The organism is Rhodococcus sp. LMD (assembly GCF_056108245.1).
Genome location: NZ_CM148557.1, coordinates 3,071,349 through 3,094,445 on the forward strand (window position 1 = coordinate 3,071,349; position 23,097 = coordinate 3,094,445).

Consider the following 23,097-nt stretch of genomic DNA (forward strand, 5'->3'; position numbering starts at 1 on the left):
GAGGACGCCCTGTTCACCGGATCCGAACCCGTGCCCACCGCCTTGTTCCCCGATCTCGTGGAGGGCGCCCTGCGCGACTTCTTCGTCTCGCGGATCGATCTCGTCGAGCCGATCGGCGGTGGCTATCCCGAGGCCGTGACGGCACTCGAGTCCTTCGTGCTGCGCGGCGGCAAGCGGGTGCGTCCGGCGTTCGCGTGGAACGGCTGGATCGGCGCCGGCGGCGATCCGTCCGGTCTCGACGCACCCGCCGTGCTGCGGGCCTGTTCGGCACTCGAACTGGTGCAGGCCTGCGCCCTGGTCCACGACGACATCATCGATGCGTCCACCACCCGTCGTGGCTTCCCGACCGTGCACGTCGAATTCGCCGAGCAGCACCGCGCATCGGGCTGGCGGGGCCGGCCCGAGCAGTTCGGTACCGCCGTGGCCATCCTCCTCGGTGACCTCGCTCTGGCCTGGGCCGACGACATGGTCCGGGAGGCCGGATTGGATTCGGCCACGACCGCGCGGATCGCACCGGTGTGGTCGGCGATGCGCACCGAGGTCCTCGGCGGGCAGTTCCTCGACATCGCGGGCGAGGTGTCCGCCGACGAGTCCGTGCCCGCTGCGATGCGTGTCAACCGGTTCAAGACCGCCGCGTACACGATCGAGCGGCCCTTGCATCTCGGCGCCGCGCTCGCCGGCGCCGACGACGCGCTGATCACCGCCTACCGGGAGTTCGGCACCGATATCGGGCTCGCCTTCCAGCTTCGCGACGACCTGCTCGGCGTGTTCGGGGATCCGGAGGTCACGGGCAAGCCGTCCGGTGACGACCTGCGGTCGGGCAAGCGGACGGTGTTGTACGCGCTGGCCCTGGAATCCGCCGACGCCCGGGATCCCGAGGCCGCCCGGCTGCTGCGCGAGAGTATCGGTTCGGACCTGTCCGACGCGGACGTCGAGAGGTTGCGGACGGTCATCACCGAGCTCGGAGCCGTGGACCGGGTGGAGCGGCGCATCGCCGCGCTCACCGACGCCGCGCTGGCGACGCTCGACGGCTCGGGCGCGACGGACGAGGGCAAGGCCCGCCTGCGGGCGGCGGCGCTCGACGCGACGCGGCGGGCCGCCTGATGCGCACCGTGACGGGCGCCGAGCGCGTGGTCGTCGTCGGCGCCGGCCTGGCCGGGCTCTCGACGGCGCTGTACCTGCTCGGCGCCGGCCGCAAGGTGACCGTCCTCGAACGCGAGGCGACCGTCGGCGGCCGGGTGGGGGTGCACACCGGACCCGGTTACGAGATCGACAACGGCGCCACCGTGCTCACCATGCCGGAACTCATCGCCGACGCCTTGGCGGCGGTCGGCGCCGACTTCGAGTCCGTCACCCCGGCGGTACGGCTGCGCCGGCTCGCCCCGGCGTACCACGCCCGGTTCGCCGACGGCACGACCCTCGACGTGCACACCGATCCGGACGCGATGGTCGCCGAGATCACCCGGGTGTGCGGGGCCGAGGAGGCGCAACGCTACCTTCGGCTGCGCTCCTGGCTCGCGGAGATCTTCGACGCCGAGTTCGACCGGTTCATGGCCGGGAACTTCGACTCCCCCCTCGACCTGGTCGCCTCCCCCGCGGCGGTGCGGGACCTGGCGACGCTGCTCCGGCTGGGAGGGTTCGGCCGGCTCGGGGCCCAGGTGAACCGCCGGATCACCGACCCGCGGTTGCGCCGCGTGTTCACTTTCCAGGCGCTGTACGCGGGCGTCGCACCCGCCCGGGCCCTGGCGGTGTACGGCGCCATCGCCCACATGGACACCTCCCTCGGCGTGTATGCGGTGGAGGGTGGCATGCGGGTGCTGGCCCGCGCGATGGCCGACGCGATCGTCGCTGCCGGCGGGGACCTGCGCCTCGGCACCGAGGTCACGGGTCTCGACTTCGACGGCCGCACGGCTACCGCCGTGCGCACCGCCTCGGGGGAACGCGTGCTGTGCGATGCCGTGGTGCTGAGCCCGGACCTGCCGGTCGTGGACAGGCTGCTGCCGCCACGTCGGCGGCGCCGCGTGCTCGCGTCACCGTCGGCCGTGGTGCTGCACGGGAGCGTGCCGTCCGCCGTTGCCGCGCGTTGGCCCGCGACCCACCACCACACCATCGACTTCGGGGCGTCGTGGGAGGAGACGTTCGCCGAGATCAGCGCGGGACGCGGCCGCGGCCGGCTCATGAGCGACCCGTCGCTGCTGATCACCCGGCCGGCGTTGAGCGACCCGGGTCAGGGCTTCGTCCGCGACGGCGTCCGGCACGAGCCGTTGTCGGTGCTCGCGCCGTGCCCCAACCTGGACAGCGCCCCGTACGACTGGTCCGCTCTGGCCGACCCGTACGCCGCCGAACTGCTGACCGTCCTCGGCCGGCGCGGATACGACGGCGTCGCCGACGAGTTCCGCATCGACCACATCGACACCCCGGCCACCTGGCAGGCCCGGGGCATGCTGGAAGGCAGCCCGTTCTCCGGGGCGCACGTCTTCCGGCAGACCGGCCCGTTCCGGCGGCGGAACCTGGATCCGCGCCATCCCAACGTCGTGCTCGCGGGCTCCGGGACCGTGCCGGGGGTCGGCGTGCCGACGGTCGTTCTGTCGGGCCGGCTCGCGGCCGAGCGGCTCGGGGTCCGCACCTCGCGGTGAGTGGTGGACCGCGGACGGTGGCGGCTGAACTAAACTGTCACCTCGTTCACCTGTCCGCCCGCGCCGCGCCCGGGCCCCGCACCGTCCACGACTTCCCGGGGGAGGAACTCGCAACCATGTCGTCCCCTGCCCCTTCCGACGCTGCTCCACAGCATCCGTCCGGACCGCAGCGTCCCCCGGAACAGCAGCGTCCCCCGGAACAGCAGCGTCCCCCGGAACAGCAGCGTCCCCCGGAACAGCAGCGTCCCCCGGAACAGCAGCGCCCGCCGGAACAGCAGCCTGCCGCCTCGCGGCCCGCGCGGAGCGGACCGGGCGACTTCCTGCGGAGCCCGGCCGGCAATGCGGGCCTCCTGGGCGCCCTCGGCGCCGCCTTCGTCACGTTCGGCGGCTTCGGGGCGGGCAGCGTCCGGCGGCAGGACCCGCTGCTCGAAGAGCTGTACCTGTCCTGGTTGCGGTTCGGGCACGGCCTGCTGCTCTCGACGATCCTGATCTGGGCCGGCGTCCTGCTGATGATCGCGGCCTGGGTGCGGCTGGGCCGGAGCACACTCTCCGGGCACGTGACCCTGCGCGAGCTGTGGACGGTGCTGCCGATGTGGGTGGCGCCGCTGTTGGTGGCGCCGCCGATGTTCAGCCGCGACGCCTACTCCTACCTCGCCCAGGGGGCGATGCTGCGCGACGGCTTCGACCCGTACCTCGACGGTCCGGTCGTCAACCCGGGTGTGCTGCTCGACAACGTGAGCAACGTGTGGAAGACGACCACCACCCCGTACGGTCCGGTGCATCTGCTGCTCGGCGCGGGCATCACGTCGCTGACCGGCGACGATGTCGTCACCGGTACCTGGTTGCTGCGGCTGACGATGCTGCCGGGGCTGGTGCTCACCGCGTGGGCCGTGCCGAAGCTCGCACGCCGGCTCGGCGGCAACCCCCGCATCGCCCTGTGGCTGGCGGTGCTCAACCCCCTGATCCTGATCCACCTCATCGGCGGTGTGCACAACGAGATGCTGATGGTCGGGTTCATGATCGCCGGCATCGTGCTCGTACTCGAGGGCCGACACGTCGGCGGCATCGCCCTCGTGTCCGTCGGCGCCGCGGTCAAGGCATCGGCGGGAATCGCGCTGCCCTTCCTGGTGTGGATCTGGATTCTGCACGAGCGGGACCGGGCGCGGGCGCAGGGCCGCGAACCGGCATCGCCGATCGTGCTGTTCGGGAAGACCGCAGGCGCGGGGTTGCTGGTGTTCGCGGCCGTGTTCGGGGCGGCCTCGGCGCTCGCAGGAGTCGGCATCGGCTGGCTGACGGCCTTGTCCGGCTCGTCGAAGATCATCAACTGGCTGTCGCTGCCGACGATCATGGCGCACGCGGTCACGTGGTTCACGCCGTGGCAGCTGGGCTCGATCCTGGATGTCACCCGCATGCTCTGCGCCGTCGCGTTGCTGGTGATCATGGTGGTGACGTGGTGGCGGTTCCGGCGCACCGAGCGCGATGCGGTGCTCGGCATCGTGATCACGCTGACCGCGATCACGATGCTCTCGCCGGCCGCCCTGCCGTGGTACTACTCGTGGCCGCTCGCGGTGGCCGCGGGCTTCGCCCTGTCGACGACCACATTGGCGGTGCTCGTGGGCCTGTCGACCTGGCTGATGCTGATCTTCAACCCCGACGGCTCGATCGGCATGTACAACCTCGCCCATGTGCTCCTGGCTGTGGTCGCCTCGGTGATCGCCGCCGCGTCGCTGCGTACCGTCGACCCGTTGCGGCTGCGCGCGCGACGGGAACCGCCCGTCCCCACCGTCCGCCCGGATCCGAGGTGACCGTGCCCGAGACCGACGCAGGATTCCGCTATTGCGAGGAACTGGCGGCCACACACGGCCGGACGTACTATCTCGCCACTCGTCTCCTGCCCCGGCCGCGGCGGTCGGCGGTCCACGCCCTCTACGGCTTCGCTCGTCTCGTCGACGACATCGTCGACGTGACCGCCGTCGACGACCCGGCCGCCGCTGCCCTGCAGGTGACCGAAACGGAGCGCCGGCTGCACGCCGCGCTCGCGGGCGACCCCGGACCGGCGGACGCGACCGGTCTGGTGGTCGGGGCGCTGGCCGAGACCATCCGGCGTTACGACCTGCCTCTGGAGTACTTCGAGGCGTTCGTCCGGTCGATGCGGATGGACATTCCCGGCACCCCCGAGTTCCGCCCGCGCTACGACGACATGCCGCAGCTGCGGGAGTACATGTACGGTTCGGCGGCGGTCATCGGGCTGCAGCTGCTGCCCGTGTTCGAGGTGGCCGACATCGACGCGGCTGCACCCTACGCCGCGGCGCTCGGAGAAGCCTTCCAGCTCACGAACTTCATCCGGGACGTGGGCGAGGACCTCGACCGGGGACGCACCTACCTGCCGGCCGACACGTGGGCCGCCTTCGGGGTCGATGTCGCGCTGCTCGAGCACGGTCGGCGGACCGGCGGGACCCCGGATCCGCGGGTGCGCCGGGCACTGGCCCACTTCGTGGCGCTCACGCGCGCGGAGTACCGGCGCGCCGAGCCCGGTCTGGCGCTGCTGCCGGACCGGATCCGGCCCGGCATCCGCACCGCCTTCGCGTTGTACGGCGGAATCCTCGACGAGGTCGAGCGCAGCGGTTACCGCGTCCTGGACGAGCGCGCCGTGGTCCCCGGCCGGCGCCGTGCGCGGGTTGCGCTGACCCAGCTGGCCCGCCTGCGCTGAACGCCCGGAGTCAGAAGCCGAGTGCCTGCGCCCGGCGCATGACCTCCCGCCTCGCGTGGGTGTGCATCGCCGCGGCCGGAGAGCCGCCCGTGAGCGTGTCGTCGTCCCGGAACATCCAGTTCAGGATCTCGTCGTCCCGGAATCCTCCGTCGTGCAGCACCGCGATGAGACCGGGGATGCCCGTGAGGATCTGACCGTCGTCGTCGAAGAATGCCGCAGGCACCGCCAGCACGCCGTCCCGCTTGATCGCCAGGAGTTGGCGGTCACGCAGCAGCTGGTGGACCCGGGTGATCACCAGACCGAGCTGCTTCGCCACGTCGACCAGTTGGAGCACGGGTACGGAGCGGTCGAGGACGTCTTCGCTGTAAGGGATAGCACTCACGCTGCCAACGTTATCGGGTCCACGGCGGCGGGCCGTCAACGGCCGGTACGGGTGGCCACCGCGGCGAGCCGCGCAGGTGTCACCGCGGCGAGCCGCGCAGGTGTCACCGCGGCGAGCCGCGCAGGTGTCACCGCGGCGAGCCGCGCAGGTGTCACCGCGGCGAGCCGCGCTCGGGCGACCGGACGGTTCGTGCGCTGGCTACGATCGACAGAGGCGAACCCGGCGGTCTTCCCCGTCGTACGCCGCACCTGACGCAGCAAGACGACGGCACGGACACGGGGGTACACCGGGTGAGCTCTGGAGGCGACCGCCTGATCGGCACGGTGCTCGAACGGCGCTACCGCATCGAGGCACCGATCGCCCGCGGCGGCATGTCCATCGTGTACCGAGGCACGGACCTGCGACTCGACCGTCCGGTGGCGGTGAAGGTCATGGATCCGCAGTTCGCGGCCGATCCCCAGTTCCTGGCGCGGTTCGAGTTCGAGGCGCGCTCGGTGGCGCGGTTGACCCATCCGGGTCTGGTTGCGGTGTACGACCAGGGACAGGACGGGGACCACGTCTTCCTGGTGATGGAACTGGTCGAGGGCGGCACGCTGCGTGAACTGCTGCGCGAGCGGGGCCCGATGCCCCCGCACGCGGCGGCGGCCGTCGCGGCGCCGGTGCTGGGGGCGCTCGCCGTGGCGCACCGCGCCGGCCTGGTGCACCGTGACGTCAAGCCGGAGAATGTGCTGATCTCCGATGCCGGGGAGGTGAAGATCGCCGATTTCGGCCTGGTGCGTGCGGTCGCCGCGGCAACGACGACGTCGCGCAGTGTCATCCTGGGGACCGCCGCATATCTGTCGCCGGAACAGGTGACCACGGGTACCGCGGACGCACGCAGCGACGTGTACGCGACCGGGATTCTGCTGTTCGAGATGCTGACCGGACGCACCCCGTTCACCGGCGACACGTCGCTGTCGGTGGCCTACCAGCGGGTCGATCGGGACGTCCCGGACCCCGGCGCCCTCATCGACGGGGTCCCGGAGCAGTTCGACGAGCTGGTCCGGCACGCCACCGAACGAGAGCCCGGTGAGCGGTTCCCGGATGCCGGGGCGATGGCCGCCGCGCTGAGCGAGGTCTGCGATGCCCTGGCGTTGCCCCGCTACCGGGTGCCCGCTCCGCAGCGGTCCGCGCAGCATCGTTCGGCCGCCGCGGAACCGGCGACGGCTACGGTGGATCCCGCGCCACCGACCGTGGCCGTGCGCGCAGCGGCACCGCCGTCGCGACCGTTGCCCCCTCCGGCGGCTCCGGGTCTCGCCGCCCAGCTCTCCCCCGCCGGTCCGCAGCACACCAAGGTCGTCACCCAGCAACACCCGCGTGCCGAGACCTCGGGGCTCCGGGCCGAGCCGGCCGATTTCGCCGCCGAGCGCCGACGGAACCGGCGGACGACGCTGCTGTGGCTACTGGCGATCCTGGTCCTGGCGCTGGCCGTCGGCTTCGGCGGATGGTGGCTCGGGTCCGGGCGGATGACCACCGTCCCGAGCGTGCTCGGGGCCGATCGGGACACCGCGCTCGCGGCCCTGCAGGCCGCAGACGTGACCCCCGAGGTACGGGGGGAGTACTCCGACGACGCCTCCGTCGACACCGTGCTCGGCACCGACCCGGAGGCCGGCAGCCGGGTCGCCCGGGGCGACGAGGTCGTGCTGCTCGTCTCGCTGGGCCGGCCGACCGTGCCCACGATCGTCGGTGACGGCGACCGCGACGTCATCGAACAGGAACTGCGTAACCGGACCTTTGTCCCGGTGGACGGTGGCTCGGCCTACAGCACCGCCGTCGAGGAGGGCGGGGTCGCCGCGCTCGACCCGGCACCCGGCACAGTCCTTCCGGTGGGGGCGGAAGTCGCGGTGATCGTCAGCAAGGGGTCACCGCCGGTGGATGTGCCCGACGTCGCGGGCCGCACCGTCGACGAGGCCCGGCGGGCCCTGGACACGGTGGGACTCACGGTGCGCGAGTCGCGGGAGGTGTTCGACGCGGACGTCGATGCGGGACGAGTCGTCGGCACCGATCCGGCGATCGGGAACCGGGTCAACGCCGGCGGCAGCGTCACGCTGCTGGTGTCGAATGCCGTGAAGGTGCCCTCACTGCTGGGCCGCACGGTCGCCGCGGCGCGCGACGAACTCGGCCGGCTCGGTCTGGACGTCGAGGTGCGCCAGTTCGCGGGCTCCGACCGCTCGGTGGTGATCGGTCAGAGCCCGGGGGCGGGCGACCGGGTCGAGCCGGGCGGCACGGTGACCCTCACCGCCCTGCCCTGAGACCCTGCCGGAGTCAGCCGCGGAGCATCTCCGCGACCAGGAACGCCAGCTCCAGCGACTGCTGCGTGTTCAGGCGGGGATCGCACGCCGTCTCGTAGCGGCCGTGCAGGTCGATGTCGGAGATGTCCTGCGCGCCGCCGAGGCACTCGGTGACGTCCTCGCCGGTGAGTTCGATGTGGATGCCGCCCGGGTGCGTGCCGAGTGCGTTGTGCACCTCGAAGAAGCCTTGCACCTCGTCGACGATCCGGTCGAAGTGCCGGGTCTTGTACCCCGTGGACGCCTCGTGCGTGTTGCCGTGCATCGGGTCGCACTGCCAGATGACCTGACGTCCGGTCGCCTGCACCTTCGCGATGATCGCAGGTAGCAGATCGCGCACCTTCGCGTGCCCCATCCGGGAGATGAGGGTCAACCGGCCCGGCTTGTTGGTGGGATCGAGCCGCTCGACGTACTCAGCCGCCATCTCGGGCGTGGTGCTCGGACCGATCTTCAGGCCGATCGGGTTCGCGAGTAGCTCGGCGAAGGCGATGTGGGCGCCGTCGAGCTGCCGGGTACGGTCACCGATCCACAGGAAGTGCGCGGACAGGTCGTACAGCCGCGGGTGCCCGTCGGTGTTGTCGAGCCGCAGCATTGCCCGCTCGTAGTCGAGGACCAGCGCCTCGTGGCTGGCGTAGATGGTGGCGGCCTTCAGATTGGGGTCGACGACGCCGCACGCGTCCATGAAACGCAGGCCGCGGTCGATCTCGGAGGCGAGGGCCTCGTACCGCGCACCGGCCGGCGACGAGGCGACGAACTCCCGGTTCCAGTCGTGCACCCGGTGCAGGTCCGCCTCGCCGGCGGCAGTGATGGCCCGGACCAGGTTCATCGCGGCGCTGGCGTTGGCGTAGGCACGGATGAGCCGGGACGGATCGTGTGCGCGCACGGCCGCGTCCGCGACGAGGGAGTTGATCATGTCGCCCCGGTACGACTGCAGCCCGAGCGCATCGATGTCCGACGATCGCGGTTTGGCGTACTGCCCGGCGATCCGTGCGACCTTCACGACCGGCAGCGACGCGCCGTAGGTCAGCACGACGGCCATCTGCAGCAGCGTGCGGATGTTGGCCTTGATGTGCGGCTCGGTGTTGTCGGCGAAGGTCTCGGCGCAGTCGCCGCCCTGGAGCAGGAAGGCTTCGCCGCGCGCGACCGCGGCGAGGTGGTTCTGCAGCTCCTCGACCTCGCGGGCCACGGTGATCGGTGGCACGCTCTCGAGCACGGTGCGCATCGCCGACGCCTGGTCCTCGGGCCAGCTCGGCTGCTGCAGGGCGGGCTTGGCCAGGGCCGCGTCCAGCCGTTCGCGCAGCTCGTCGGGGAGCGGCGGAAGGGTCGGCAAGCGGTCGATCGGCACATCGACAGTCCAGTTCACACCATCAGGATATGGCCCCGGCGCGACGACGGATACGCACCCCCGGGTAGGTCGACGCCACACCCCCCGCGCCGACCTCGGCTCGGGACCTCAGCGGCGTCGTCGGGCGGCCTCGATGGCCTCGAACTTGGCGAGGTTGTGACGCGCGTCGGCGAGGGCGTCGTGATTGTCGTCGGGTACGGCCGGAAGCGGCGGCCTGCCGTGCTGTTCCCAGTGCTGGCGCAACTCGCGGGTGAACTTGGGCAGCGCGTCGGGCAGTTCCGGCATCGTGCCCCAGAGCTGGACGAGCGCGACGTGATCGTAGGCCCCGAGCCAGGCCCACAGTTCGGGCTGGATGCCCGGCCGGGGGATCAGGAAGGACAGCAGGTCGTCGCGGATGCGGGTCCGGGACCTCCAGGCGGGGTGCGCGGGGGGCGGAAGCTTCGGCAGCACATTCCGGCGTACCCACGGCCCGGCCCGCTCGGGATCGAATTCGGTCGACACCGCATAGAACTCGCGCCCGTCCTCGCAGGCGACACCGATCGACACGAGCTCGATGGTGCGACCATCCTCGATGAACTCGCAGTCGTAGAAGTAACGCACGTGCGCACATTATGCCCGGCCACGGCCGGGGCGGTGCCGCCGGCGCCCGGTCACAGTCGGGGCGGTGCCGCCGGCGCCCGGTCACGGCCGGGGCGGTGCCGCCGGCGCCCGGTCACGGCCGGGACGGTGCCGCCGGCGCCGGCGTCAGCCGGCCTGCGTGTCGGGCAGGCGGTCCGCGTCGGCGGCTGCGGACGCCGCATCCTCCTCGGCGGGCCGGTTCTTGAGGGTGGCGGCGTAGATGTCGACGTACTGCTGGTCCGACAGGCGCATCAGCGCGTACATCACCTCGTCGGTGACGGTGCGCTCGACGAATCGGTTGCCGCTCATGCCTTCGAAGCGGGAGAAGTCGATCGGTTCACCGATCCGGACCGTCACCTTGGCCGGCTTCCACATCTTCGACCCGATGGGGTTCATCTCGTCGGTGCCGATCATCGCCACGGGGATCACTTTGACGCCGGTCTGCAGGGCGAGCCGGGCGATGCCGGTCTTGCCCTTGTACAGGCGCCCGTCCGGCGACCGGGTGCCTTCCGGGTAGATGCCGAGCAGCTTGCCCTGGGAGAGGACGCGGACACCGGCGTTGAGGGCGTCCTGCGCCGCATCCGCCCCGGTGCGGTCGATCGGGACCTGACCGACCGCGGAGAAGAACCAACGTTGGAACCGGCCCTTGAATCCGGTGCCGGTGAAGTACTCGCTCTTGGCGAGGAAGGTGATGCGCCGCCGCACCACGAGCGGAAGGAAGAAGGAGTCGAGGACGGCTTTGTGGTTACTGGCGAGGATCGCGGGGCCGTCGGTCGGAATGTTCTCCGCACCTTCGATTTTCGGCCGCCCCATGAGCCACAGCAGCGGCCCCAGCAGGACGTACTTGAATAGCCAATACCACATGGCGTCCTTCCCCGTCTCCGAAACGCGCAGGCAGACCGTGCCTGCCGATCGACTCTACGACGGCGAGGTGTTGCCGTGCACACCGTGGCATGCCGGGGTCCCGCCTCACACCGACGGACGTGACGAGCATCTCACTCGCTCGGTCCGTTTCGTCCGGACCGGTGCCGGGCGAGGTCGGCCGCGCCCACCAGGCCGGCGGCGTCGCCGAGGTGTGCGGCACGGACCCGCGCGAGCGGCCGGTGGCCCCGGCCGGTCAGGGCCGCCGCGTAGTGTCCGCGGGCGTCGTCGAGGAACAGGGACGCCGACTCCGACACTCCGCCGGCGACCACCACCAGTTCCGGGTCGAAGAGGTCGGCGACCATGGCCAGGCCGAGTCCGAGCCAGCGGGCGAATTCCCCCATCGCCGCGACGGCGAGCGGGTCGCCGTCCTGCGCGGCTCCGGCGATCCGTCGTCCGGTCAGCGCGCCGGGATCCGCCGCGACGTCGCGGGTGAGCTGGGAGGAGCGGTCCGGACCTGCTGCGAGCAGCTCGATCGCCGTGTCGACCAGCGCGGTGCCACTGCAGTACCGCTCCCAGCAGCCGCGCTTCCCGCACGCGCAGGCGCGCCCGTCGGGAACCACCTGCAGGTGCCCGAGTTCCGGGGCGATGCCGTGCGCACCCCGGAACAGCACACCGTCGAGCAGCAGGGCGGCGCCGATCCCGGTGCCGACGGCGACCAGCACGGTCGTCCGGACACCCGCGGCGGCACCGAACCGGTACTCGGCCCACGCGGCGGCGTTGGCGTCGTGCTCGAGAACCACCGGCAGGCCGATCCGCGCGCTCATCCGCTCCGCTACGGGCACATCCGCCCACGGGAGGTGCGGGGCGTAGCGGACGACGCGACGGTCGGCGGTGAGGAACCCGGCGACGGCGAGACCGACGGCGGTGACCTCGTTGCGGCCCGCCAGGAGGGCGACGGTGCGGTCGAGGGCGCCGTCGAGGGCACGGGCCGAGTGCGGGGTCGGCGCCCGGACGGTGTCGACGACGGTGCCGGTACCGTCGACGACGGCCGCGCGGATGCTGGTGCCGCCCACGTCGATTCCGATCGTGAGTCGATCCGTGCTCACGGCGTGGGTCCGATCAGCGTCGGATCGTGACCGAGATCGGCACGAACGTGCCGTTGCGGCCGGGAGCCGGAGGCGGGTCCTGCGGACCGGGCGCGTCGGGGGCGGGTCCTCGGGCCGGAAGGTACCGGGCGAGCAGGTCCCGCAGCAGCGCGATCAGGGCCGCGATCTGAGTTGCGAGCCGGGTGAGGAGCTCGTGCGGCTCGCCCCGGACGGCGGCGGCCACGGCGCACAGCGGGCACCAGCTGCAACCGCCCGCCGTCGAGGCGGACGTGTCGGTAGCGGGCTCGGTCCCCGCATCGGGCGACACCGAATCGGGCGACACCGAGCCGGGCGCCGGCGACCGGGGGGACGACTCCGGCTCGGCGAATCGCTGCACCGTCTGCTCGAGCCGGTCGAGGACGGCATCGGCCAGCGCCCGCAGTTCGGCGACGAGGACGTCGTGGTCGGCGCTCATCGGGGCCACACCGCGGGATCGGGACGGAACCGCACCAGCAGGTCGGATCCCTCGAACTCGGCGCCGGCGACGGTGCAGCGCCGCAGACCGGACGCGAGCCGCACCCGGCGGCGCAGGCCGTCGGCGCCGATCACCAGGTCGTCGTCGACCCGGCCGAGCGTCAGCGATGCCGCATCCGCCAGCGGCAGATGCATCCGCATCGTGTACACCGCATCCACCCCTGTCCCCGATTCGTGCTGGACCCGCACCGGCTCGAGGCCGGCATCCTCCTGCGTGAGCGGTGCTGCTCCGTCCGGATGCAGCGACTCCGCGAGCGCCGCCAGAGAGGCCAACCCTACCGGTTCGGCACACCGCTGCTCGCACTCGACCACGGTGACGTCGCCGAGGGTCGACGCGATCTCGGCCACGATCCGGCGCTGTCCGCCGCGCTGTTCGGCGAGCCAGGCCGCGGCGGGTCCGGTCTCCTCTGCCGGGAGGTCCGGGACGATCCGGTTGAGGATCACGCGTTCCAGCCGTAGCCCGGACAGGGCCGTCCAGGACCGGAGTCGTCGCGTTTCGGCGATGCCGAGCCGGTCGGCGGTGGCGACGAGGTCGACTCGGGTGCGCGTGCGGTCGCCGAGCAGGTCCTGCACGGTCGAGACGTGTTCGACGACGCGGTCGACCAGTGCCACGACCAGGGCGAGGCGCGGGTCGGCCCCGGTCGCCGCGACGATGCGGCTGTGCCGGGGCCAGATCCGCTCGATGTACTCCGAGGCCGTTGCCGGCGCGGCGAGCATGCGGAAGGCGTCCGCGGATGCGGGCAGATCGACGATCACCTCGCCCCAGCGTCCCGACTCGGCCAGGCGGGCCACCTCCCCGAGGGCGAGGATCTCCTGCGCGCCGGGCAGGCCGGTGAGTTCCTCGGCCGCGGGGATCCCGAACCGGTCACCGTGCCCGTGGGCACCGCCCGCGGCGGCGAGCGCGGTCAGGAGCGCAAACCGCTGCTCGAGCAGCGCGAGCGAATCGATTTCCAGCGCGTCGAGACCCTCGGCGACCGGCACGATGCGGGCGTCCACGGACCCGGTCGACGCCGGATCGACGGCCAGCACGTCGGTCAGCGAGTGCGCCTGATCGAGCGAGACGACGAGGGTGGGAACTCCGGAGCGGGCTGCCGCGAGGGCGGTCGCCGCGGCGAGGGTCGTCTTTCCGGCGCCCCCCTTGCCGACGAACAGCCGCACGGCGGCGGGGCCGGGCCGCCCGGCGAGCCCGCTCAGCCTTCCACCCGCTTCTTGAGTTCCTTCAGCGCGGTGTCGGTGATCACCTTCTCGGCTTTCCGTTTGAACAGTCCGATCATCGGGATGGTCAGGTCCACCGTCAGCTCGTAGTACACGGTGGTGCCGCCCTCCGGCGCTTCGGTGAGGATGTAGGAACCGAACTGGGCCTTCTGGATCTCCCCGGCGACGAGCTCCCAGCTGACCGACCGGCCGTCGGAAGCCCACTCGTAGACCAGCTCGTACGTGTCGCGCACCACGCCTGCGTCGAGCACGAACCGGACCCGTTCGGCGCGGCCTCCGGACTCGACGGCGAGCACTTCCACGGATTTCGCTGCCGAGACCCAGGCCGGGTACGCGTCGAAATCGGCGATCACGGCCATCACCCGATCCGACGGAGCATCGATGGTGATCGACCGCTTGGTCTTCTCGGCCATGCGACGAACGCTTCCTTTCCGTCTGTCCCCTCGTCCTACCGGATCGGCACACGCGGGAACCGCTGTCTATCACACCGTAGTAGTTCCGGTGCGGGCTCGTCGCCTGCAGGTACGGCCCCGTCGGTCAGGGGCGGGGGTCCTGTGGAGGTTCGCCGGCGGCGCGCCCGGCGTCGAGCCGCCGCTTGACGTCGAACGTCATGACCTTGCCGTCGACGCGGCGCCGGTGATTCATGGCGGCGAGATCCCACCCCCCCGCCTTCTCCGGCGGCATCCCGGCCGGTTCGCAGTGCAGGAAGTAGTGCACGATCGCGCCGTCGAGCATCGGCTCGAGCCAGACCTCCATCGTGCCGGTCAGCGCCCCGCCGACCGACCATCGGATGCCCTTCTCGGCTCGGTCCTCTCGGACCGTGAGGTCCAGGTCGGGCCACCACGAACGCCAGCGGTGGGGCTGGGCGATCTCGGCCGCGATCCGCCTCGGCGCCGCGGCGATGAAGGCCTGATCGGCCACCTGAATGCTGCTCACGGGGACAGCTTCACACATGGCCGGTCCCGGCTCGTCCAGGGGGTTGCATGGGGTCGGGGCCGGACGGTCGGCACGTCAGGCCAGCAGACGCCGCAGCTTCTCGCCGAGCACGTCCCACCGCCATTCGGCGCCCACCCAGGCGCGGCCCGCCGCGCCCATCGCCGCCGCGCGGTCGCGGTCGGCGAGCAGGTCGGCGACGGCGGCCGCCACCGCCGCGACCGACGTGCCGTCGACGACGACACCGGTCTCTCCTTCCCGCACGGTTTCGGGCGCGCCGCCGGAGCGGCCCGCCACCACGGGCACCCCGGTGGCGGAGGCCTCGAGATAGACGATTCCGAGACCCTCGACGTCGAGACCGGCGCCACGCGTACGGCACGGCATCGCGAACACGTCCGCGATGGTGTGGTGGGCGGCGAGCTCGGCGGCCGGCACTCCTCCGGTGATCACGACGTGGTCCTCGACCCCGACCGTGCGGGCCAGCTTGCGGAGGCGGTCGTGGTACGGGCCACCGCCGACGATCACGAGCACCGCCCCGTCGACACGGCGCCGGATCTCGGGCAGTGCACGGATGAGCATGTCCTGGCCCTTGCGCGGCACGAGCCGGGACAGGCACAGCACGGTGGGGCGGTCCCCGAGCCTGTACCGGGCGCGCAGGTCCGCGCGCGCCGCTGGATCCGGCCGGAACACCTCGGTGTCCACGCCGGACGGCAGGTGCTCGAGACCTGCGCCGGGCCCGAACGCCGAGGCGAATCGACCGCGGGTGTACCGGCTGACGTAGGTGACGGCGTCGGTGGTGTTGCCGATGCGGCGCAGCGCCCGCCGTCCGGCGGGCACCATCGACCAGCCGACCTCGTGCCCGTGGGTGCTGGCCACGATCCGGCGGGCGCCGGCGCGACGCAACCCGGGAGCGAGCAGGGCCAGCGGCGCCGCAGCGCCGAACCACACGGTCTCGCAGCCGCGATCGGTCATCAGCCGGGCCGCCCGCCGGGCCACGGCGGGGGTCGGCAACATCAGGGTCGTGGGGTGGCGGACGACCTCGAAGGGTTGCCGGGCGTCGAACGTCACGTGACTGTCCCCTCGCCATCGCGGGGCGTAGACGACCAGGTCGTCGGGCGGCACCTGGGCCGCGAACGCCTGCAGGTAGGACTGGATCCCCCCGGGCCGGGGCGGAAAGTCGTTGGTGACCAGCAGCGTTCGGGGCATGCGCTCACCGTAGGCGGTGCCGCGGTGGGTCCGGACGGCGGGTCAGCCGACGGGAGCCGGCACCTGCCTCTCGAGCCGGCTCCCCCATCGGTCGACGAGCTGATCCGCGTCCACACCGAGCACGTCGCCGAGGGCGGCGTCGAGCTCCCGGGTGCCGGCAGGCCCGGCGGACAGCCGCCGGTACAGGGCGGTGAGCCGCTCGCTGCCGAACTCCTCGGCGACGAACGCCGCGATCGACCACGCGCTCTCGTACGCCAGGCGCGCGCCGTCGCCGGCGAACTCGGCGTCCGCGGGCAGCGTGCTCGGCGCCCCGCGCTCGGCGACGACCGCGGCGAGGGTGGGCGCGATCGCGGCGAGGTCGCCGCCGGCACCGCGGTAGCCCACGTAGTCGGCATAGCCCTCGAGAATCCACAGCGGCGACCCGTCCACGGTGTCGGTGCGCGCCGCGACATGGGTGAGTTCGTGGCGCAGGATCGCCCGCAGCCCCGCCTCGTCCAGCCGCTGCTCGGCGGCGGGACTGAAGACGATGCGTTGACCGGTGGCCCGGCCCCGCTCGTGGTCGACGACGTCGGAGACCGCGACGGCAGCGATGTCCGCGCCGTTGTAGCGGCTGCCGACCTGCGCGGTGAACTCGTCGTGCGAGGCGGTGACGAGCACGAGGGCGCGGCGGGGCCATCCGGTTCCCCACACGGCGTCCACGGCCTCGACGGCGGAGGCGAGTTCGGCGGCGATGTCGGCGACGAGGGACGAGTGCTCGGGGTGGCCCACGACGAGGGACCGGTTCCCGGCCCCGGTCTCCACTGCCCGGACCTCGAGTGGGCCGAAGTCCCACGGCCCCCGCCAGGTGGTGGTGTCCGTACCCGGCAGCGGGCGGTCGTCGACGAGGTGCCACCGCTCTCCCCGGCGGGCGAGGACCACCGTCACGGGCTTGCGCGTGGGTTCGTCGTCGATCCCTTCGACGGCGTAGCGCAGCAGGACGGTGAGGGCACGGGCCTCGTCGGCGCCGAGCCGGGCCACCAGGTCGCCGGTGACGTCGGTCCCGAGGTCCGGTCCGAGCTCGTAGGCGAAGTCCGCCAGCGGCAACGCGGCCAGGGCTTCGGCGCGGCGCACCTCCGCCTCGAGCAGACCCGGGCGGGCGCGGGGATCCACGACGGTGGCGAGCACCGCCCGGTCGGCGGTGCGCACGGCCCGGGACCATGCATCGAGCAGTCCCTGCACGGCGCGGTGCGACGCCGGTTCGGCCGGGCCGTCGTCGGGCGTGAACGCGAGCGAGAGACCGACGGCCACGACCGCGACGACCAGTCCGGCGACACCGAGCCGTTCCCACCGGCGACTGCCAGGGGGACGGGGCGACGAGTAGGGCGCGGGCACGGCGGCCAGTGTAGGTCGCGCCCACGACCGCGCCGCGGGGGTGGGCGCGACGGACGTCAGTACCGGCGGGCGTTGTGGAACGGCATCCTGTCCATCGGGGCAACCTTGACCGGCACGCCGTAGGTGGAGGCGTGCAGGACGTTGCCGTTGCCCGCGTACAGCCCCACATGCGAGGCGTCGTCGTAGAACGTCACGACGTCGCCGGGTTGGAGCTGATCCCGCGGGACGGGGGTGCCCCCCTGCGCCTGGGCCTGGCTCGACCGCGGCAGGTTCTTGCCGATCTGCTTGTAGGCCCACACCACCAGGCCGGAGCAGTCGAACTCGGACGGGCCGGTGGCACCCCAGCTGTACGGGCTGCCGATCCGGGTCATGCCGGCCTGCAGGGCGCCGCTGCCGCTGCCGGGGGCCAGACTCGACAGGATCTTCTCGGCATCGAATCCCGGGGGGAAGGGGGCGCCGGCCAGGGTGGCCTTCTCCTCGGCGCTCAGGTCGGCAAAGGCCGCGAGCACCTCGTCGATCCGGGCCTCGAGTTCGCTCTGCTGCCGTTGCAGCTCGTCCCGCACGACCTGGGCCTGCTCGGCGGCGGCGCGGGCCTCGTCGGCCGAACGCTCGGATGCGAGCGCAGCCTCCGCGGCCGCGGCCGACGCGGTGCGGAATCCCGCGACCTGGTCGGCGGTCTGGTGGGCGATGACGTCGAGCGCCGACATCTGGTCGAGCAGCTGCTGGGGCGAATCGCTGACCATCAGGGCGAACAGCCGGTTGGTGCGGGCGCCGCGATAGTTGGCGACGGCGAGCTTGTCCACGGTGGGCCGGAAGACGGCCAGTTCCGCTTCCGCGGCGGCCAGCGCCTCGCGATCGCGCGCCAGAGCTGCCTCGGCGGCCCGCTGGGCCTCGACCTTCGCGTCGAGGTCGATTCCGGCGTTGTGCAGCGCCTCGGTGGTCTGCTCGGACTTGCGCGACAACTCGGCCAGCCGTTCCAGTGCGGCGGTGGGGCTCTCCCCCACCGGATCGGCACCGGCCGGGACGGCCACCGAGAACACCGCGAGGAGCACCCCGATCATCAGCGCCCGAAGCGACCGTTTCGTCCTGTCCACCACCACGGGACCAGGTCCTTTCGTTCGACGTTGCGCACCCGTTACCCGAAAAATCTCGATCAGGTTACGGAAGGGCTCCGGTTCGTGTCTACCCGCCGGTAGCTCACCCTGCGCCGGTAGTGCCCGTCCGGAGCGTCAGCGGGGGCGGACCGGCGTCGACCGGTCCGCCCCCGCTGCAGTGCGTGACAGTCGTGGAGTCGTCGCTCAGTAGCGGCGGGCCCCGTCGACCGGCATCGAGTTCATCGGCGCGATCTTCACGGGCTGACCCGAGGTCGACGCGTGGATGACGTTGCCGTTGCCGATGTAGATGCCGGAGTGGCTACCGCCGTAGAACGACACGACGTCGCCGGGCTGCAGCGCGGAGACGTCCACGGCCCGGCCGGCGGCGGCCTGGTCGTAGCTCGTGCGCGGCAGGTTCAGACCGGCCTGCTTGTAGGCCCACTGCACCAGGCCGGAGCAGTCGAAGGCATTCGGACCGGCGGCGCCGTAGACGTAGGGGGCGCCGAGCTTGCTGTGGGCTGCGTCCACGGCGCGCTGGGCGACCGAGGTGACCGGCGCACTGAAGGGCGCGGCCGGAGCCGGTGCGGCACCCTGCGGGGCCGGCGGGACGAGGTTGGCGACCTCCGGCGGGAGGGTCACGCCGGCCGGCAGGTCGAACGAGCCGACGCCGGGGATGGTGACCGGCTCGGCGAGTGCGGGTCCGGCAGAGACGGTGACCGCACCGAGAGCGAGGGCACCGGCAACGACAGCGCGCCGGACGGTGCGCTTGGAAATCTGAGACGCCACGAGGGGTTTGCTCCATTTCTTCCGTTCGTCCGCCGACCGAGTTAGCTGACGGGTTCGGGCTGGGAAGATCAGCCCTACCCCCCGTTCCGCGGGTGCGGTCGGAGGGATTCACCCCAGAGGACAACGTGGGTCCCCGGCTCGGGCACCCGTTGCGGATGCGCCGATTAGGCGGTGACCGAGCGGCGTCTCCCCTCTGGTGGTTCGACATCCTCACCGCTTGGTCTCGAAAAGATTACGAAATCGCATCGGAGGATGTCGACCGCCCGCGCCGTACGCGCCGCGGATTGACGGATATGCCCGATTCGGGCCGGACGGCTCCGGCCGTTCGATCACGGAAACGTAACGGTCGGTTCGAGGGACGACGGCACGGCGGCCACCTCCGGCACGTCCCGCGCCGACCACCGGCCCGCTGCCACGTCGTCGCAGGTCTCGCGGGCGATCGCGGCGGCGAGGACGCCCGCGACACCGCCCACCGCGGCGACACGTCCCACCGCACCACCCGAGTCGTTACCCCGTCGGCACGCCGCCCACACCCGCCCGGGCGATCGACGATGTGATCCTCGTCTCGTCGAGCCGACTCCGGGCGTCCGACCCCTCTCTTCCCCCACCCGGCGGTGTCGGATCCCTCTGCCGGCGTGCCGGATCCCCCTCCCCGCGGTGTCGGACCCGACTCCTACCCTGACGACGTGACCGTGCCCCGCCGACCCGATCCCGCCGTCGGGGTGCAGCTCGGGTTCGACGAACTGGACACGCCGTTGCGGGAGACGTTGTTCGTCGTCGTCGACCTCGAGACCACCGGCGGCAGTTCCACGGACGACGCCATCACGGAAATCGGCGCGGTCAAGATCCGTGGCGGCGAGGTTCTCGGCGAGTTCGCCACGCTCGTCGACCCGGGCCGTTCGATCCCGCCGAACATCGTCCAGCTCACCGGCATCACGACCGCCATGGTGCGTTCCGCGCCCCGGATCGAGCAGGTTCTGCCCTCGTTCCTCGAGTTCGCCGCCGGGGCCGTGCTCGTCGCGCACAACGCGGGCTTCGACGTCGGGTTCCTGCGGGCCGCAGCGTCCCGCGCCGAGGTCGCGTGGCCCCGGTTCACGGTGCTGTGCACGGTCAAGCTCGCCCGCCGCGTGCTCGGCCGGGACGAGGCCCCGTCCGTGCGACTGTCGGCGCTGGCCGAATTGTTCCGTGTGTCCACCACGCCCACGCACCGTGCTCTCGACGATGCCCGCGCCACCGTCGACGTCCTGCACGCGCTCATCGAGCGCGTCGGGAACCAGGGCGTCCACAGCCTCACCGAACTGCGGGACTATCTGCCGGCGGTCACCGCGGAGCAACGCGCCAAGCGGTCCCTCGCGGCACACCTGCCGCGACGGCCCGGTGTGTACCTGTTCCGCGGGCCCTCCGACGAGGTGCTGTACATCGGTACGGCCGTCGACCTGCGCCGCCGCGTGCGCAACTACTTCACCGGTTCCGAGACCCGGCCCCGGCTGAGGGAGATGGTGGCGCTCGCCACCCGGATCGACCACGTGGAATGCGCCCATGCCCTCGAGGCGGGGGTGCGGGAGTTGAGGCTGCTCGCCGCGCACGCCCCGCCCTACAACCGCCGCTCCAAGTTCCCCGCCCGGGGCTGGTGGATCACCCTCACCGACGAGGCGTTCCCCCGGCTGTCCGTCGTGCGGACACCCGCCGCGGCTCCCCCGCATCCGGTCGGCGGCCCCACCGTCGACGCCGTCGGCCCGTTCTCGTCGCGGGCCGACGCCGCCGCCGTCGCCACCACCGTCGCCGAGTTCTGCCGCCTTCGGACCTGCACCCGCCGGATCCCCCGCACGAAGCGCCACGGCGAGCACTGCCCGCCGGACGCCGTCGGAGCCTGCGCTGCCGCAGTAGCCGGACTGCAGACACCCGCCGAGTACGCGCAGCAGGTGGATCTCGCCCGCGCCCTGCTTCGCGGCGACGACGACGAGCCGCTGCATCGGATGCGCCGGCGTGTCGAACACCTCGGCGCTGCCGAACTGTTCGAGAGCGCGGCCCGGTTGCGGGACCGGACGGCCGACGCCGTGCTCGCACTGCGCCGGACGCAGCGCCTGGCCGCGCTCGCGGCGGTGGACGAGCTGGTCGCCGCCCGCCGGCGCGTCGAGGGCGGCTGGGAGTTCGCGGTGATCCGGGCGGGCCGGCTCGCGGGGGCGGGAGTCGCTCCGCGCGGCGTCCCGCCGATGCCCGTGGTCGACGCGATCGTCGCGGCAGCCGAGACGGTGCGGCCGACGACGGCGCCGTTGCGCGGCGCGCTCGTCGAGGAACTCGGCCTGCTGGTCCGCTGGCTCCACGACGACGGGGTCCGCATCGTCCGAACCTCCCAGGGCTGGTCCGAGCCGCTTCGCGGCGCCGGCGCCTGGGCGCAGTGGGGTGAACTCGCCCGGACGGCACGTGCCGGGGCCGAGCCGGTCCCGGTCGCGCACCCCCTACGCTGAGTGCTCGCCCGCACGTCCGTTCCCGGCAGCCGAGGAGAGCTCATGATCCACGCCATCGTCCTGATCCACGCCGACGCCCACCGGATTCCGGAGACCGCTCAGGCGGTCGCGGATCTGGCCGGTGTCGACAAGGTGTACTCCTGCGCCGGCGACATCGACCTGATCGCGCTGCTGCGGGTGCGGGACCACGAAGAGATCGCCGAGGTCGTCACCCGCGGGATCAACAAACTCGAGGGCGTGGCCAAGACGGCGACGCACATCGCCTTCCAGTCGTACTCGAGCGCCGATGTCGAGGCCGGGTTCTCGATCGGCGAATAGGACGGATGCCCGGTCCGCCCCGCGGTCACCTCGACCCGGCGGCGAGCCGGGTGGTCACCTCGACCCGGCGGCGAGCCGGGTGGTCACCTCGACCCGGCGGCGAGCCGGGTGGTCACCTCGGCCCAGCGAGCGAGGACAGCCGCCGCAGCGCCCGAGTCCAGCGCCTCGGCTGCGGTCTGCATCCCCGCCGCCAGGGCACTGGCGAGCGACCCCTCGAACCCCCGGAAGGCGGCGATCGCCCCGGCGGCGTTGAGCAGGACCGCATCGCGCACCGGGCCGTGCTCCCCGGCGAGGACCGCCCGCGCAATCACGGCGTTGTCGGTGGCGTCGCCGCCGCGCAGCGCCTCGAGCGGCACCCGGGCGACGCCCAGGTCGGTGGGATCGAGGCTCACGGTGCTCACGTGGCCGTCCCGGACGACGTACACCGTCGACGTCGTGGACGTGGTCAGTTCGTCGAGACCGTCGTCGCCGCGCACGACGAGGGCCGAGTTGCCCCGCTCGGCGAGGACCCCGGCGACCGTGCCGATCAACTCCGGGAAGGCGCATCCGATCAGGCCGGCGCGGGGCCGGGCCGGGTTGGTCAACGGCCCGAGCACGTTGAACACCGTGGGAATGCCGATCTGCTTGCGCGGTGCGGCTGCGAACCGGAGCGCCGGGTGGTAGACGGGTGCGAAACAGAAGCCGATACCGGCCTCGGCGACCGACTCCGCGACGGCCTCGGGACCGAGGTCGATGTGCACGCCCAGCGCTTCGAGCACGTCCGCGCCGCCGCTCTTCGACGACGCCGCCCGGTTGCCGTGCTTGACGACCCGGATCCCGCACGCCGCCACCACCAGCGACGCCATGGTGGAGATGTTGACCGTGTTCGCCCGGTCCCCTCCGGTGCCCACGATGTCGACGACGTCGTCGTCCACCGGCACCAGGCGCGCATGAGCGAGCATCGAGTCGGCGAGGCCGAGCAGTTCCTCGGGGGTCTCGCCCTTCATCTTCAGCGCGACGCCGAACGCGGCGATCTGCGCGGCCGTGGCGTTGTCGGACATGATCTCGTCCATCGCCCACTGGGCCTCCGCCCGGGCGAGGTCGCGTCCGGCGGTGAGCGCACCGAGGACCGCCGGCCAGCTCCGGGCCACCGCATCCGCCTGTCGTCCAGCGTTCATCGCACCTGCCCTCGCCGCATCTCGCTCCTTTGTCCGACGCCGTCGTCG

22 protein-coding genes and 1 riboswitch are annotated in these 23,097 nt (G+C 72.4%); of the genes, 7 read left to right on the forward strand and 15 right to left on the reverse strand.

Features of this window, described 5'->3' with window-relative positions; genetic code table 11:
* Nucleotides 1-57 precede the first annotated feature (57 nt).
* The 4 genes from ACWPQI_RS14070 (at nucleotide 58) to ACWPQI_RS14085 (ending at nucleotide 5,346) form a co-directional block, all read left to right on the forward strand.
* The gene (locus ACWPQI_RS14070) at nucleotides 58-1,104 is read left to right on the forward strand and encodes a polyprenyl synthetase family protein (protein ID WP_040272706.1); all 1,047 of its coding nucleotides are present in this window, start codon (nucleotides 58-60) and stop codon (nucleotides 1,102-1,104) included.
* Nucleotides 1,104-2,636, forward strand: coding sequence for a phytoene desaturase family protein (crtI, locus tag ACWPQI_RS14075; protein ID WP_017681753.1), 1,533 nt, complete (start codon nucleotides 1,104-1,106; stop codon nucleotides 2,634-2,636). The genes ACWPQI_RS14070 and crtI overlap by 1 nt, the downstream gene beginning before the upstream one ends.
* A 116-nt stretch (nucleotides 2,637-2,752) precedes the next feature.
* Nucleotides 2,753-4,441: an alpha-(1->6)-mannopyranosyltransferase A gene (locus tag ACWPQI_RS14080; RefSeq protein ID WP_140188664.1), complete on the forward strand. Its 1,689-nt coding sequence runs from the start codon at nucleotides 2,753-2,755 to the stop codon at nucleotides 4,439-4,441.
* Nucleotides 4,438-5,346, forward strand: coding sequence for a phytoene/squalene synthase family protein (locus tag ACWPQI_RS14085; RefSeq protein WP_010594368.1), 909 nt, complete (start codon nucleotides 4,438-4,440; stop codon nucleotides 5,344-5,346). Before ACWPQI_RS14080 ends, ACWPQI_RS14085 begins: the two co-directional genes overlap by 4 nt.
* Before the next feature lie 10 nt (nucleotides 5,347-5,356).
* Here ACWPQI_RS14085 and ACWPQI_RS14090 read toward each other — a convergent pair whose 3' ends face one another.
* The gene (locus tag ACWPQI_RS14090; RefSeq protein WP_026138005.1) at nucleotides 5,357-5,728 is read right to left on the reverse strand and encodes an Rv2175c family DNA-binding protein; all 372 of its coding nucleotides are present in this window, start codon (nucleotides 5,726-5,728) and stop codon (nucleotides 5,357-5,359) included.
* 290 nt (nucleotides 5,729-6,018) lie between these two features.
* Between ACWPQI_RS14090 and pknB the strand changes: the two genes are divergently transcribed.
* Entirely contained in the window at nucleotides 6,019-8,019 is a 2,001-nt protein-coding gene (pknB, locus tag ACWPQI_RS14095) for a Stk1 family PASTA domain-containing Ser/Thr kinase (protein ID WP_124258976.1), read from the forward strand.
* Between the two features lie 13 nt (nucleotides 8,020-8,032).
* Here the strand turns inward: pknB and ACWPQI_RS14100 are convergent, their stop codons facing one another.
* From ACWPQI_RS14100 to ACWPQI_RS14160, 13 genes are all read right to left on the reverse strand, one after another.
* A complete protein-coding gene (locus tag ACWPQI_RS14100; RefSeq protein WP_010594365.1) occupies nucleotides 8,033-9,418 on the reverse strand; it encodes a class II 3-deoxy-7-phosphoheptulonate synthase in 1,386 nt (461 codons plus the stop codon).
* A 90-nt stretch (nucleotides 9,419-9,508) separates the two neighbouring features.
* The gene (locus ACWPQI_RS14105) at nucleotides 9,509-10,000 is read right to left on the reverse strand and encodes a polyadenylate-specific 3'-exoribonuclease AS (protein ID WP_010594364.1); all 492 of its coding nucleotides are present in this window, start codon (nucleotides 9,998-10,000) and stop codon (nucleotides 9,509-9,511) included.
* Nucleotides 10,001-10,144: 144 nt separating this feature from the next.
* On the reverse strand, nucleotides 10,145-10,882 hold the full coding sequence (locus tag ACWPQI_RS14110) for a lysophospholipid acyltransferase family protein (RefSeq protein ID WP_010594363.1): 738 nt from the start codon (nucleotides 10,880-10,882) through the stop codon (nucleotides 10,145-10,147).
* Between the two features lie 131 nt (nucleotides 10,883-11,013).
* The gene (locus ACWPQI_RS14115; RefSeq protein WP_010594362.1) at nucleotides 11,014-11,988 is read right to left on the reverse strand and encodes an ROK family protein; all 975 of its coding nucleotides are present in this window, start codon (nucleotides 11,986-11,988) and stop codon (nucleotides 11,014-11,016) included.
* Between the two features lie 13 nt (nucleotides 11,989-12,001).
* The gene (locus tag ACWPQI_RS14120; RefSeq protein WP_010594361.1) at nucleotides 12,002-12,442 is read right to left on the reverse strand and encodes a hypothetical protein; all 441 of its coding nucleotides are present in this window, start codon (nucleotides 12,440-12,442) and stop codon (nucleotides 12,002-12,004) included.
* Entirely contained in the window at nucleotides 12,439-13,659 is a 1,221-nt protein-coding gene (locus ACWPQI_RS14125; protein ID WP_017680376.1) for an ArsA family ATPase, read from the reverse strand. Before ACWPQI_RS14125 ends, ACWPQI_RS14120 begins: the two co-directional genes overlap by 4 nt.
* Before the next feature lie 32 nt (nucleotides 13,660-13,691).
* The gene (locus ACWPQI_RS14130; RefSeq protein ID WP_010594359.1) at nucleotides 13,692-14,129 is read right to left on the reverse strand and encodes an SRPBCC family protein; all 438 of its coding nucleotides are present in this window, start codon (nucleotides 14,127-14,129) and stop codon (nucleotides 13,692-13,694) included.
* 124 nt (nucleotides 14,130-14,253) lie between these two features.
* Complete coding sequence (locus ACWPQI_RS14135; RefSeq protein WP_165276462.1) at nucleotides 14,254-14,652, reverse strand: polyketide cyclase / dehydrase and lipid transport; 399 nt, start codon at nucleotides 14,650-14,652, stop codon at nucleotides 14,254-14,256.
* Nucleotides 14,653-14,727: 75 nt separating this feature from the next.
* Complete coding sequence (locus ACWPQI_RS14140; RefSeq protein ID WP_165276435.1) at nucleotides 14,728-15,855, reverse strand: glycosyltransferase family 4 protein; 1,128 nt, start codon at nucleotides 15,853-15,855, stop codon at nucleotides 14,728-14,730.
* 42 nt (nucleotides 15,856-15,897) lie between these two features.
* Nucleotides 15,898-17,226, reverse strand: coding sequence for a gluzincin family metallopeptidase (locus ACWPQI_RS14145; protein WP_099527994.1), 1,329 nt, complete (start codon nucleotides 17,224-17,226; stop codon nucleotides 15,898-15,900).
* Nucleotides 17,227-17,282: 56 nt separating this feature from the next.
* Nucleotides 17,283-18,326, reverse strand: a complete 1,044-nt coding sequence (locus ACWPQI_RS14150; protein WP_174557560.1) for an NlpC/P60 family protein — start codon at nucleotides 18,324-18,326, stop codon at nucleotides 17,283-17,285.
* Nucleotides 18,327-18,524: 198 nt separating this feature from the next.
* Entirely contained in the window at nucleotides 18,525-19,106 is a 582-nt protein-coding gene (locus ACWPQI_RS14155) for a C40 family peptidase (protein WP_010594353.1), read from the reverse strand.
* A gap of 14 nt (nucleotides 19,107-19,120) precedes the next feature.
* Nucleotides 19,121-19,287, reverse strand: a riboswitch (cyclic di-AMP (ydaO/yuaA leader).
* A gap of 148 nt (nucleotides 19,288-19,435) precedes the next feature.
* Nucleotides 19,436-19,597 carry a hypothetical protein gene (locus tag ACWPQI_RS14160; protein WP_268965619.1) on the reverse strand — a complete coding sequence of 54 codons (162 nt, stop codon included), beginning with the start codon at nucleotides 19,595-19,597 and terminating at the stop codon, nucleotides 19,436-19,438.
* Between the two features lie 195 nt (nucleotides 19,598-19,792).
* Between ACWPQI_RS14160 and ACWPQI_RS14165 the strand changes: the two genes are divergently transcribed.
* Nucleotides 19,793-21,574, forward strand: coding sequence for a DEDD exonuclease domain-containing protein (locus ACWPQI_RS14165; RefSeq protein ID WP_017680372.1), 1,782 nt, complete (start codon nucleotides 19,793-19,795; stop codon nucleotides 21,572-21,574).
* Between the two features lie 42 nt (nucleotides 21,575-21,616).
* Entirely contained in the window at nucleotides 21,617-21,892 is a 276-nt protein-coding gene (locus ACWPQI_RS14170; protein ID WP_003934124.1) for an Lrp/AsnC family transcriptional regulator, read from the forward strand.
* An 83-nt stretch (nucleotides 21,893-21,975) separates the two neighbouring features.
* Here the strand turns inward: ACWPQI_RS14170 and trpD are convergent, their stop codons facing one another.
* Nucleotides 21,976-23,049, reverse strand: coding sequence for an anthranilate phosphoribosyltransferase (gene trpD, locus ACWPQI_RS14175; RefSeq protein ID WP_026137668.1), 1,074 nt, complete (start codon nucleotides 23,047-23,049; stop codon nucleotides 21,976-21,978).
* Nucleotides 23,050-23,097: the final 48 nt, after the last annotated feature.

Bases quoted from the DNA above. Each gene is read 5' to 3' on its own strand.
- crtI (WP_017681753.1), top strand. From the start codon at position 1,104: ATGCGCACCGTGACGGGCGCCGAGCGCGTGGTCGTCGTCGGCGCCGGC.
- ACWPQI_RS14080 (WP_140188664.1), top strand. From the start codon at position 2,753: ATGTCGTCCCCTGCCCCTTCCGACGCTGCTCCACAGCATCCGTCCGGA.
- ACWPQI_RS14110 (WP_010594363.1), bottom strand. From the start codon at position 10,882: ATGTGGTATTGGCTATTCAAGTACGTCCTGCTGGGGCCGCTGCTGTGG.
- ACWPQI_RS14120 (WP_010594361.1), bottom strand. From the start codon at position 12,442: ATGAGCGCCGACCACGACGTCCTCGTCGCCGAACTGCGGGCGCTGGCC.
- ACWPQI_RS14130 (WP_010594359.1), bottom strand. From the start codon at position 14,129: ATGGCCGAGAAGACCAAGCGGTCGATCACCATCGATGCTCCGTCGGAT.
- ACWPQI_RS14140 (WP_165276435.1), bottom strand. From the start codon at position 15,855: ATGCCCCGAACGCTGCTGGTCACCAACGACTTTCCGCCCCGGCCCGGG.
- ACWPQI_RS14170 (WP_003934124.1), top strand. From the start codon at position 21,617: ATGATCCACGCCATCGTCCTGATCCACGCCGACGCCCACCGGATTCCG.
- trpD (WP_026137668.1), bottom strand. From the start codon at position 23,049: ATGAACGCTGGACGACAGGCGGATGCGGTGGCCCGGAGCTGGCCGGCG.